Raw genomic sequence first — 11757 nt, forward strand, 5'->3', positions numbered from 1 at the left:
AATCCAGTTTACCAGAAATAATCCATAAAAAAGCTGTCTAAAAGACAGCTTTTTTAAATGGCGCCTTAGCGCATACTAGCTTATTTTTAAATTATTTTGCTTGGTACTGAACCACTTTTTGGTCAATAGCACCAAAAACACTTTCACCTTGCTCATTTAACATTTCGATGCGAATCGTATCACCAAACTTCATAAACTCAGTACTAGGCTTACCATCACGAATAGTTTCAATCATGCGAATTTCTGCAATACAACTGTAGCCTACACCACCTTCAGTTACGGCTGTACCAAATTCAGTCCCCTGTTTATTAGATACTGTACCTGAGCCAATAATAGCACCGGCACTTAAGTTGCGAGTCTTAGCCGCATGAGCGACTAATTGACCAAAATCAAAAGTCATATCAATGCCTGCATTTGGCTTACCAAATAGTGCATTGTTATAAGTTGATAGTAACGGCAAGTGAACCTTACCATCTTGCCACTTATCACCTAGCTCGTCTGGCGTAACCGCTACTGGGCTAAAGCTTGAAGCAGGTTTGGAGTGAAAAAAGCCAAAACCTTTACCTAGTTCATTCGGGATCAAACCACGTAAAGATACATCGTTCACTAGCATTAATAAACGAACTTTACTTAATCCTACCTCGGCCGAGCATGCCATAGGCACATCGTCGGTAATAACGGCAACTTCACCTTCAAAGTCAATACCGTAGCTTTCACTTTCAATTAAGATATCATCAGCTGGGCCAATAAAGTCATCTGAACCACCTTGATACATTAGCGGATCGGTCCAAAAACTTGGTGGCATTTCTGCATTACGCGCCTTACGCACTAATTCTACATGGTTTACGTAGGCACTACCGTCAGCCCATTGATAAGCACGTGGCAATGGCGACTCACAATCAGCCGCATTAAAGGCTTGGCTATTAGTAACCGAGCCTTGATTTAGTGCTTGATAAACTGCTTCTGCTTTTGGCGCTAATTCAGTCCAATTGTCGATTAACTGCTGCATAGTGTTAGCTACATCTGGTATAGCTACACAGCGTGTTAAATCACGACTAACTACCACTAAGCAGCCATCGCGACTGCCATTTTTTACACTCGCTAATTTCATTCTAATTCCTTAAGTAAAGGTTTATCCTTTAGCCTTCCAGCTATTGATGTACTCTGGATCTTCAGTCGCCAGTGCAGCATCTGACATTTCCAGTGCATCTCGCGTATCCAACATCACGGCTACTTCATCGGTAAACTTTTTCTTATATTGCTGAGCTGCAGCAAACGCCTTAGGATGCGGGCCATGGGTAAAGCCAGCTGGGTGAAAACTTACCATGCCTTTATCAATATTATCTCGGCTAAAGAAGTCACCCGCATGATAAAATAGCACTTCATCATAATCATCATTATTATGATAAAAAGGTACTTTTAACGCACCAGGATCACTTTCTATTGGCCTTGGCACAAAGGTACAAACTACAAAACGTTGGGCAACAAAAGTAGTATGGGCAGAAGGCGGTAAATGATAGCGATGGCTCATTAACGGTCTAATATCGCGCCAGTTAATACGCATCACCGATAAATCACCATGCCAGCCAATTGCATCTAACGGGTTATATGGATAAGTAATAGTTGATACTTGACCGTGCCGTTTCATGTCTACTTGCCAGGTTTTTTCACTATATTGGGCTTTAAACTCAGCATTTATTTTGGGCGTATCCAGCATAGCTGGGTCAAAAATAGCATGATTCCCTACTAAGCCTTTTTCTGGTAATTGGTAGCTATCATTAGTAGCCTCAATTAACAGTATAAACATTGGCTCTTTAGGCTCTAAGCGCCACATGGTTGACCTTGGGATTACAATATAGTCACCATCTCGTACGCTTAAATGGCCATAATCGCAGTATAAATCAGCACTACCTTCATGGATAAACAACAAATCATCACCATCAGCATTGCGCACTAATTTGGTCATAGCTTGATCTAAACGCCAGATGCGCATTTTGACATGAGCATTTGATAACAAATTAGGCACTGCCCAAGGCGAGCTAGTTTGGTTGTTATTTACATTATTAAAGTTAAACAAATGCGGCCGTAACGGCCCTTCCCAATCAACCCAGCCTGTTGGTGCATGTTGGTGATGAAAGTGCGTTGCTGGACCAAAGAAGCCACTACGACCGGCTTCCCGCTCGTAGATAGCTTGCTCTGGAAAATCAGCATGTGCTTGTCTTGAAACATCACCTTCCTTTAACGGAAAAGATGCCCATTTACGCATTTGATATTACTCCACGCTTAATTTGGTCTTCTTCAATAGACTCAAATAACGCTTTAAAGTTGCCTTCACCAAAGCCTTCGTTACCTTTGCGCTGAATGATTTCAAAGAAAACGGGGCCAATAACTGTCTGAGTGAAAATTTGCAATAAAATACCATCTTTCATTGGTGCGCCATCGATCAGTATCTTTAACTCACGTAACTGATCTACATCTTCAGTATGGCCTTCTACACGCTCGTTTACTTTGTCGAAGTAAGTATCTGGTGTTGACATAAAGTCCATACCACGCTCACGTAAAGTGCGTACTGTCTGATAAATATCCTCAGTGCTAAGCGCAATATGCTGAATACCTTCACCTTTATATTCGCGAATAAACTCTTCAATTTGTGATTTATCATCTGAAGATTCATTAATTGGAATACGAATTTTACCACAAGGTGCTGTCATAGCTTTTGATACTAAACCTGTTAACTTACCTTCAATATCAAAATAACGAATTTCGCGGAAGTTACCGATATTCTCATAGAAGCCTGCCCAAACTGCCATATTACCGCGCATAACGTTATGCGTTAAATGATCTAGCACTTCTAAGCCAGCGCTGTGTTCGGTCATTTTGGCGTGCCAGTTATCATAAAACTTAAAGTCGATGTCATACACTGAGTTTGCACCGTAGCGGTCAACAAAATATAACAAGCTACTGCCAATACCGTAAACCGCAGGAATATTCAGCTCCATAGGGCCAACTTGGTTTTTATATTCTTTTGCACCATTAGCAACTGCATGTTGCAACGCCTTAGCGGCATCTTCTACCCTGAAGGCCATGGCACAAACACTTGGGCCATGCTTAGCAGCAAAGCTTTCTGATTGTGAGTTTGGTTCAGCATTAATAATAAAGTTAATATCACCTTGTTTATATAGCCAAGCTTGCTTAGAACGATGCTGAGCAACTTCAGTAAAACCAAGTGAGAAGAATAGTTTTTTAAGGTTTTCAATGCCTTGATTATCTGCAGCTGTATATTCCACAAATTCAAAACCATCGGTACCTAAAGGATTAATGTTAGTAGTCATGTTTATATTTCCTGTTATGTTTCTGTTTCCTCTATCATGCGCTAGCAAAATTAAAAAGGAAGCCATCAGCCTCACGCAGGTTTTAGCAGCATTAAGCAAAAAACCCGTAAACATATGATTACAGATAGAGTTTTTATGCAAATTCAACTAAAAAGAAGCCAATAAATGACTTTATTGGCTTTTACGCAGTACAGTTAAGTAAACAGATCGCAATTAAATCTTTACACTCTTGCGATTAATACCATAATCGCGCAGTTTATTGGCGACCGCAGTATGGCTAAGCCCCAACTTTTTAGCTAACTGTCGTGAACTTGGGTAAGCAGGAAATAACTTGCGCAATAGATTGGCTTCAAAGCGCTTTACTGCTTCATCTAAGGTGCCATCAAAATCTTGCTCTAAATAACCATAATCATTGTTATAGCTTGGCAACTGTAGATGTTCGACATCTAATTCAACATCATCCAATAACGTTATGGCGCGATACAGCGCATTCTCTAATTGCCTAACATTGCCAGGCCATGGATAAGTTTGCAAAAATTGACCACAGTCACTCGTTAAATGCGGCACTTTACGACCAAGTCTTGCGGCTAATCGCGCGATAAAAAACTCTGCTAATGGAATAACATCTTGTTTTCTTTCTCTAAGCGGCGGCAAGGTTAAGCTAAGTACATTTAAACGATAATATAAGTCTTCGCGAAATTTACCTTCTTGCACCATAGTCGGTAAGTCTTTTTTGGTAGTACAGATAACGCGAACATCTACTTTAACTTCATTTTCATCAGCAACACGCCTAAAACTGCCATCTTGCAAAAAGCGGATCAGTTTTATTTGTAATTGCGAAGACATCTCGCCAACTTCATCTAAAAATACCGTACCACCATTAGCTTGTTCAAAAATACCTTTTTTGGCTTCTGTAGTACCTGGGAATGCATTAGCGCCATAACCAAACAGCTCTGACTCTGCTACATTATCAGGCAATGAAGCGCAATTTAAAGCTAAAAAAGGTTTGTTTATCCGACTGCTAGCAGCATGACAAGCACGAGCTAGCAACTCTTTACCGGTACCGGTTTCACCCATTATTAATATAGGCGCATCTAGCTGTGCCATTTTTTTCGCTTCACGCACCACTTTACGCATTACATTACTATGAGCCTGCAAGGTGTTAAAGCTTTCTTGGTCACCCTTATTAAAAGCAACCATATGCAAACCTAATCGGCTTTCCGATTTAAGGTTAATAACAGCACCGGCTAAAATTTCATTGGCAGAATCGCTGGGCACCATAACAGGCAACACATCGGCGACAAATCGTTTGCCATGTATTTCTATGCGCCGTGTTTGCGCTAAAACATCATCACTTTCTAACCAACGCTGAAAATTAAAGCCTTTAACCATGCTTTGTAACGATTGGCCTTTTATCTCTGCCCGACTAACCGATAAAGCCTCTAAAGCTGCATCGTTTATTACAGTAACATTTGCTTTAACATCTATAGCAATAAGGCCATCTGGTAAGGTTTTTAAAACGGTAGTTAACTCGTTTCTCTCTCGCTCCGATGGCAAGAAAGCCATGGTTTTAACATCATCTATCCCTTCTATACGGCGTATTTTTGCCATTAACTCCTGAAACTTCTCAAAGTTAACCGTTGGGAAAGAGACATACATTCGATTTAATTCTGGATCGACTTCAATTCCTCGTAAATCTAATTGGTAACCAACCAACACATTTAGGACCTCTTGCGCTAATCCCAGTCTATTTTGACATTGAATTTCTAAACGCATTTTTAGCCTAACCTCCAGCCAATAGTAATAACTGACTATAATACGGCATTTTTAGCAAACTAGACTAATTATATTGTAAAGAATTATGAACAAGAGTAGCGAGGAGACTAGATAAGCAAAGTAGTAGCCGGCTACTACTTTGCTGTTGTGGCAGGTTAGCCTTTACAGTAAAGCATCGGTTTTTGCTGCACAAATAAAGTCATTTTTATGCAAGCCTTTGATAGAATGTGACCACCAAGTTACTTTTAACTTGCCCCACTCTAACAACAGTGCCGGATGATGGCCTTCGGCTTCGGCCATTTCAGCCACTTTATTATGAAAAGCCCAAGCAAGCTTAAAGTTTTTAAATTTGTATTCACGCTCTAATTGTAAAATTCCATTATGCGTTACTGGCGTCCAATCTGGTATTTGTCGCATTAACTCTGGTAGTTCTGCATCTGATACCTTGGGTGCATCAGCATGACAAGCTTCGCATTTCATTTTATTTAATTCAGACATAGTAAAGTTTCCTAACTTATTTTTTGTTTGGGCGGAAATTTAGCTGGGTGTAACCCCAGTTTTTTGGCTTGTTCAACTAGGGCCATCATATCTAAACTACCGATTTCAAATAACTGTTCAATTTTTTCAATCATAAAGTATATAGGTTGAATAATATCAATACGATAAGGCGTTCTTAATACATCTATCGGCTCAAGCGGTTTACGCTCAGGCACATCAGATTCTAAGGCGTAAATGGTTTCAGCTGGTGAGGATAAAATACCGCCGCCATAAATACGCAGCCCTTCTGGTGTATTTAATAATCCAAACTCAATGGTAAACCAATATAAGCGCGCTAAATAAACACGATCTTCTTTGCTAGCAGCTAAGCCTAGTTTGCCATATATATGAGTAAACTCAGCAAAGGCTGGGTTAGTTAACATGGCGCAATGGCCAAAAATTTCATGAAAGATATCCGGCTCTTGTAAATAATCAAACTCTTCACGAGAGCGTATAAAAGTAGCGACTGGAAAGCGTTTATTCGCTAACAATTGAAAGAACTTGTCAAAACTGATTAAAGCTGGAACTTCTGCACACTCCCAGCCGGTACATTCACGCAGCACACTGCTGACTTCTTCTAATTGTGGGATCCGATCTGTTGGCAGATTTAGTTTGGTTAAGCCGTGCATAAACTCATTACAGGCCTTGCCTTCTATTACGCCTAATTGACGAGTAATTAGCTCGTGCCATATTTGGTTTTCTTCATCTGACCAAGCAATAATGCCATTTTCATCAGATTGTCTTGATACATAATTAGTCATAACTACCTGTTGCACAATTTATAAAAACACCAATATTTTGCTATGCCCGCTTATCATTATCGCTCGCTTGCGGTTAGCTGCTTGTGCTCGATACTAGTCGATAGTGCGCTAAGAGTTAATGACAACTGCGCGAATAGCGCTGTAAAGTTATCTATAGCTACGTAAAGAAAAAGATACAGGCTATCGCTAGCAGCTACTTTTATTGGTGTTGCTGCATTTTTTGTAATGCTTGCTCTAAATCAGCAATTAAGTCATCTGCGTGTTCTAAGCCCACAGAGATCCGAATCAAACCATCACTAATGCCCGCCATCTGACGTTCTTCGGCAGTGTATGGGCTATGAGTCATAGAGGCAGGATGCTGTATAAGTGATTCCGCATCACCCAAGCTAACAGCTAAGCTAAATAGTTGACATTGATTGATAAAATATCGGCCTTGTTCAAGGTTAGCTTTTAATTCAAATGCTACCACACCACCGGCGGCTTTCATTTGCGAACCTATGAACTTATGCCCGGAATGCGATGCTAAACCTGGATAAAATACTTCTGCTATAGCAGGATGTGCCTCTAAGTATTCAGCCACTTTTTGTGCATTACTACAATGCCGCTCCATCCTAACCGATAAAGTTTTTAAACCACGAATAATTAACCAGGCATCATGCGGGCTGATAGTGGCGCCCATATCTTTTAAGGTGGTCATTTTGATGGTATGAATTGTTTCTTTATCCGAAACTATTAACCCTGCTACAACATCACCATGGCCATTTAAATATTTAGTAGCACTATGGATAATAATATCAATACCGAATTTTGCTGGCTGCTGCAGTAAAGGTGTCATAAAGGTATTATCAACAACTGAAATTAAATCATGCTGCTGACAAAATTGTCCAATAAAGTTTAAATCTAATACTACCATGTTAGGGTTAATCGGGGTTTCGGCAAATAACATTTTGGTGTTAGGTTGTAAGGCTGCTGCAACCGCCGCATGGTCTGTCATATCAACAAAACTAACTTCGATACCGTAACGAGCAAACATATGATTAAAAAGAGCAAAGCTGCAGCCATATATAGCTTTACTAGCAATTAAGTGATCTCCATGCTGTAAAAATGCCATGGTACTTGCAGCAACTGCGCCCATACCAGTAGCTGTAGCAGCGGCATCTGCCATGCCCTCTAAAGCGGCTATTTTCAGCTCTAGCTCGCGTGTGGTTGGATTACCTAATCGGGTATATATATAACCTTCTTCTTCACCAGAAAACCGAGCGGCCCCTTGCTCTGCACTATCGAATATAAAAGTAGAACTTTGACATAAAGGCGTAACTAAAGCGCCATGCTCATTCTTCATTTTACCGGCATGGATACATAGTGTTTCTAAATTTTTAATTTCATTTGACATAAACCGCACTCCTTTTTAAGGATAATAGATGCAGTATAGATAGCAGAACAAAATATTTTTGGAAGCATGCCAGACATCTTGCTATCCGGTATCAGTAAATTAACAATTAAACTGTCGTATCGGCTGTTTTAGTTTTTAAACGGCTAGTTAGGCTACTAGCAAGTTTAGCTATACTCACCTTGCTAGCCATAGTGCTAGGTAGAGGTCGCAGCTGTTGCTGAGCCAGATTACCTATCCTTGCCACCAGTAAACCAGCGATTAAACCTTGGCCAGCGCGTAAAGAAAGCTTTGCAGTTAGCTCACTACTTAGCACATCGGCTGCCATATCTAATGCGATTTCAGAGCCTCCGGCCCAGAGCAAAGCGGCAAATAACTGCTTTAACAGTACTAAACTACGCAACTGACCTATAGCACCACCATAGAGTTGAGCTAGTTCTCTTAATAAACGGCTACTGCGCCATAACACCATTATCATATCAGCTAAAGCAAAAGGACTTATGGCTACGGCAAAACTGGTGTCGGTTGCGGCACGATAAATTCTTTGCTGGGCTTGTTTATCAAGCTCAGCTAGCACTATTTGCTCAAATAATGCAAGTTGTTCATTATCGCTATGTTCATCACGTCTTGCTTGTTGCCATAATTCTGTCGCGTTAATTATTACCGCTGAATTAGGTAAACTTTTTACAACTGCTTGGCATAAAGCATTAGCTTCACCAAATTGTACATTGGCATTAATTCGCTTAGCGTCATCCTGCCATTGCTTGTTACGCGCTAAACGTCGCCACAGCAGCACCTCACGCCATAACAAAGTTGTAAATAAAACCAATAAAACCATACTGGTAAGGGTTAAAAACACGGCTTTAGTCATATTATGTTGCCAAGCTTGCTGCAACATATCGACCCACTGCCATAAAGCAGCAATAACAACTAACAATAAACTGGCTTTAGCTAAACGCCACCACCACTTATGCGGTGACTTTAACACTGTCGCCACCGACTCTTCTTCAGTTACCACAAAATTATCTTCTGTATAATGCTGTATCGCTTTAAATTCAGTTGTTTTACTGGCTGAAGATGTGGCATCTGCACTGTTAGGTGTCAAAACTGTAGAGTCAAAATATTGTGCTGACTTTAATTCATTCATTCTAGTTTATCTCCAAGCATAAACTGTAATACATGATCCATTCTGACATGGGGTAAAGGCTGATGCTCGGCCCACTGAATGGGTTCTAGTGCTAAAAACTCAAATTTATGCTGTGTAAAAAAATCTGCACTAGGTATTGTTGCAGGTACTTCACCTGGAAAGTAAGTTACATTTTTTTGTTGCAAAGTTTTACCACGAATGCAAGGTTGGGCTAACCCTTCTACTTGCACATAACCACTAGTACTAGCACGAATAGCAGCAATGGCCATAACCTCAGTTACAGCGGCTTGATAGTGGCTTAACTTTAATGGTTGATACAGTAATTGCTGCAATAACAAACTTAATGCTTTGTGTTGCTCTGGTGTAGCATGATCCGATTTACTAGCAGCAAACAATACCTTGCTAATTTTCGGTTTAAAAAGTCGAGCCAATAAGCTTGAAGGGCCATAGTGAAAGCTTTTTAAAATAAGTTGTAATGCTTGTTGTAACTCTTGTATAGCTGCATAACCACTATTTAAAACCGTTAAACAATCCACCAAAATAATTTGTCGATCTAGGCTGACAAAGTGCTGCTGATAAAATGGCTCTATAACGTTTTTACAGTAGCTTTTATAATGTTGCGCCAGCTTTTTAGCTAATACTGTATTGGCAGAAGCTTGCTCAGGTAATAACGGGAACAACTGCAACATAGGAGCCCCTGCTAGCTCACCCGGCACCAGTAAGCGTCCTGGCTGATTTAAATAAGCCCCTGGCGTATCGTGAAACTGCTGTAATAAGACTTTATAGTTATCGGTCGTATTTTGTAGCGATAATTCAGTCCCATCTTGCTGGTTTAAAGTCAGTAAGTGTTGCTCAAAATCCTTTGCTATTGCTTGGCGATGGGGTTGACGAAATAAGCGCCAGCTAAATTCACACCATTGCTGGTAATCCATATTTAGTAATGGCAAATCCAATAGCCATTCACCTGGATAATCAACTATATTAAGTGCTAGCTCGCTACGCGACTGCAGCTTAGCTCTTAAACCTGCAGCAGGCTTGTAGCGCAAGGTCAAACTTAATTGGCTCCAACCGCGAGTAGAAGGTGGCCAAGTTGGCGGTTTCTGCTGTAAATACTGTAGATTTTGTTCAATTGGAAAACGGGGTACAGATAAAACTTGCTGCTGATTTACCTGCCCACCTAAATAACGCTTTTCTCGCACTACTGCAAAAAACGGCAAATGTGCGGGTTGATCACCATGCGTAAGCTGATGCACTAATGAAGTAATAAAAGCTGTTTTGCCAGAACCACTTAATCCGGTTACGCCTAGTCGCAAGTGCCTATCTAATGTGCGTTGGCTAAACTCGCGACCTTGCTGGCGAATCTTCTGATATAAGCTCATTTACTGCCTTTAAGTTATTTACATCGAAATGTAATTATAAATTATTAAACTCTTTGTTTAACTGAAACTTCCTTGACGTTACATGACGCTCTATATCTCTTAATCTTAACTCAATTTCATTAAATTGATGATTTAAATGGCTAAGTGCTTGCTTGGGTGCTTCTCCCCGCTGCCAGACTCGGGTTTTTATTTCAACCTGCCGCTCCTTAAAACTGGCTTGGCTACTAGCACCGTCTTTGCCCTGCCTAGCTTGGGCATTTGACTTTTTTTCTAGCACCACCCAGCCAGCTATATACAACATAAAAACTAAGCCACTTCCTAAGAATAGTCCTGATAAGGTTATTATCCTAACCAGCCAGACTTCCCAGCCAAAATAATCGGCAATGCCTGCACAGACACCTGCTATTTTAGCATTAGCGTCGTCTCTAAATAATTCACCTCTTATTTTAGTCATATTGGTTTCTCCAATTAGGACTATCAGAATCTAATATAGCTTCAAGTGTATCAATTCGATCAGCCATTTTCTCGGCACGTAACGCTAACTCATTTAATTGCTGCAGTTCTTGATCGGACAAACCTTGACCTAATTTATTTTTACTTCGATAGTGCATTATCACCCAAATAGGCGCGACAAAAATCATAAACAAAATAAACGGCACGCCAATAAACTCTAAACCACCCATGTTTTCTCCCCAACGCCTGAAAATCAGGCGTCTTTATCTTGTTGATTAACTTTAGCTTTCAGTGCAGCCAGTTCATTATCAATTTTGTCTTGCGCAGCTAGCTCTGCAAACTCATCTTTTAAGCTTTTCTTACCTAGATCATAAGATTCAACTTGAGCTTCTAAACTATCAATTTTTTGCTCATAGCGCTCAAATTTATACATAGCATCATTAATGCGGTTGCTATCGAGTGTTTTCTTAACTTCTAACCGAGAAGTTACTGTACTTTGGCGCATTAACATCGCTTTTTGTCTTGCCTTAGCGTCAGCTAACTTCTCTTGCAGTTGCGCCACTTCGCTTTGCAGCTTAGCAATGTGCTCGTCTAAATTAGCAATATCTGCCGACACTAACTCTGCTTTATCCGCAGATTTTTGGCGCTCAATTAAAGCTGCACGAGCTAAATCTTCGCGATCTTTACTTAAAGCTAATTCCGCTTTTGCTTGCCAATCTGTTACTTCTTCTTGTAAGCGATTAATTAAACGTTGTAGTTCTTTTTTCTCGGCTATGGTCTTTGCAGAAGAAGAGCGCACTTCTACTAGCGTATCTTCCATTTCTTGAATAATTAAACGCACCATTTTTTCTGGATCTTCGGCTTTATCCAATAATGCATTAATATTCGAGTTAATAATGTCAGAGAATCTTGAAAATATACCCATTGTATTTACCTCTACATATAATCTTAAGTACCTTGTTAGTACCACTAAGCTTATTCA

The 11757-nt window shown here is 40.2% G+C and carries 12 protein-coding genes; all 12 read right to left on the minus strand.

Annotation, left to right across the window (positions count from 1 at the left end; translation table 11 throughout):
- Positions 1–91: 91 nt before the first annotated feature.
- The gene (locus RDV63_RS10865) at positions 92–1111 is read right to left on the minus strand and encodes a fumarylacetoacetate hydrolase family protein (protein ID WP_313909526.1); all 1020 of its coding nucleotides are present in this window, start codon (positions 1109–1111) and stop codon (positions 92–94) included.
- A gap of 21 nt (positions 1112–1132) precedes the next feature.
- Entirely contained in the window at positions 1133–2266 is a 1134-nt protein-coding gene (locus tag RDV63_RS10870) for a homogentisate 1,2-dioxygenase (protein WP_313909527.1), read from the minus strand.
- Positions 2259–3332 carry a 4-hydroxyphenylpyruvate dioxygenase gene (gene hppD, locus RDV63_RS10875; protein ID WP_313909528.1) on the minus strand — a complete coding sequence of 358 codons (1074 nt, stop codon included), beginning with the start codon at positions 3330–3332 and terminating at the stop codon, positions 2259–2261. The genes RDV63_RS10870 and hppD overlap by 8 nt, the downstream gene beginning before the upstream one ends.
- A 213-nt stretch (positions 3333–3545) precedes the next feature.
- Entirely contained in the window at positions 3546–5108 is a 1563-nt protein-coding gene (gene tyrR, locus RDV63_RS10880; RefSeq protein WP_313909529.1) for a transcriptional regulator TyrR, read from the minus strand.
- A 162-nt stretch (positions 5109–5270) separates the two neighbouring features.
- Positions 5271–5606: a 4a-hydroxytetrahydrobiopterin dehydratase gene (locus tag RDV63_RS10885; protein ID WP_313909530.1), complete on the minus strand. Its 336-nt coding sequence runs from the start codon at positions 5604–5606 to the stop codon at positions 5271–5273.
- Between the two features lie 11 nt (positions 5607–5617).
- Positions 5618–6406, minus strand: a complete 789-nt coding sequence (phhA, locus tag RDV63_RS10890) for a phenylalanine 4-monooxygenase (RefSeq protein WP_313909531.1) — start codon at positions 6404–6406, stop codon at positions 5618–5620.
- A 199-nt stretch (positions 6407–6605) separates the two neighbouring features.
- Positions 6606–7799, minus strand: coding sequence for a trans-sulfuration enzyme family protein (locus tag RDV63_RS10895; protein WP_313909532.1), 1194 nt, complete (start codon positions 7797–7799; stop codon positions 6606–6608).
- Positions 7800–7905: 106 nt separating this feature from the next.
- Positions 7906–8943, minus strand: coding sequence for a TIGR01620 family protein (locus tag RDV63_RS10900; protein WP_313909533.1), 1038 nt, complete (start codon positions 8941–8943; stop codon positions 7906–7908).
- Positions 8940–10322 (minus strand): YcjX family protein, encoded by a 1383-nt coding sequence (locus RDV63_RS10905; RefSeq protein ID WP_313909534.1) that lies wholly within the window; start codon positions 10320–10322, stop codon positions 8940–8942. The genes RDV63_RS10900 and RDV63_RS10905 overlap by 4 nt, the downstream gene beginning before the upstream one ends.
- A gap of 34 nt (positions 10323–10356) precedes the next feature.
- Positions 10357–10776: an envelope stress response membrane protein PspC gene (gene pspC / locus RDV63_RS10910; protein ID WP_313909535.1), complete on the minus strand. Its 420-nt coding sequence runs from the start codon at positions 10774–10776 to the stop codon at positions 10357–10359.
- Positions 10769–11005 (minus strand): envelope stress response membrane protein PspB, encoded by a 237-nt coding sequence (pspB, locus tag RDV63_RS10915; RefSeq protein ID WP_313909536.1) that lies wholly within the window; start codon positions 11003–11005, stop codon positions 10769–10771. Before pspB ends, pspC begins: the two co-directional genes overlap by 8 nt.
- A gap of 23 nt (positions 11006–11028) precedes the next feature.
- Positions 11029–11700, minus strand: a complete 672-nt coding sequence (gene pspA / locus RDV63_RS10920) for a phage shock protein PspA (RefSeq protein ID WP_313909537.1) — start codon at positions 11698–11700, stop codon at positions 11029–11031.
- Between the last annotated feature and the right edge of the window lie 57 nt (positions 11701–11757).

The organism is Rheinheimera sp. MMS21-TC3 (genome assembly GCF_032229285.1).
Taxonomy (GTDB): Bacteria; Pseudomonadota; Gammaproteobacteria; order Enterobacterales; family Alteromonadaceae; genus Alishewanella.

Excerpts from the sequence above, each read along its gene's own strand:
- phhA (WP_313909531.1), bottom strand. The coding sequence starts at position 6,406 with ATGACTAATTATGTATCAAGACAATCTGATGAAAATGGCATTATTGCT.
- RDV63_RS10905 (WP_313909534.1), bottom strand. The coding sequence starts at position 10,322 with ATGAGCTTATATCAGAAGATTCGCCAGCAAGGTCGCGAGTTTAGCCAA.
- hppD (WP_313909528.1), bottom strand. The coding sequence starts at position 3,332 with ATGACTACTAACATTAATCCTTTAGGTACCGATGGTTTTGAATTTGTG.
- pspC (WP_313909535.1), bottom strand. The coding sequence starts at position 10,776 with ATGACTAAAATAAGAGGTGAATTATTTAGAGACGACGCTAATGCTAAA.
- tyrR (WP_313909529.1), bottom strand. The coding sequence starts at position 5,108 with ATGCGTTTAGAAATTCAATGTCAAAATAGACTGGGATTAGCGCAAGAG.
- RDV63_RS10865 (WP_313909526.1), bottom strand. The coding sequence starts at position 1,111 with ATGAAATTAGCGAGTGTAAAAAATGGCAGTCGCGATGGCTGCTTAGTG.
- RDV63_RS10870 (WP_313909527.1), bottom strand. The coding sequence starts at position 2,266 with ATGCGTAAATGGGCATCTTTTCCGTTAAAGGAAGGTGATGTTTCAAGA.
- pspB (WP_313909536.1), bottom strand. The coding sequence starts at position 11,005 with ATGGGTGGTTTAGAGTTTATTGGCGTGCCGTTTATTTTGTTTATGATT.
- pspA (WP_313909537.1), bottom strand. The coding sequence starts at position 11,700 with ATGGGTATATTTTCAAGATTCTCTGACATTATTAACTCGAATATTAAT.
- RDV63_RS10900 (WP_313909533.1), bottom strand. The coding sequence starts at position 8,943 with ATGAATGAATTAAAGTCAGCACAATATTTTGACTCTACAGTTTTGACA.
- RDV63_RS10895 (WP_313909532.1), bottom strand. The coding sequence starts at position 7,799 with ATGTCAAATGAAATTAAAAATTTAGAAACACTATGTATCCATGCCGGT.
- RDV63_RS10885 (WP_313909530.1), bottom strand. The coding sequence starts at position 5,606 with ATGTCTGAATTAAATAAAATGAAATGCGAAGCTTGTCATGCTGATGCA.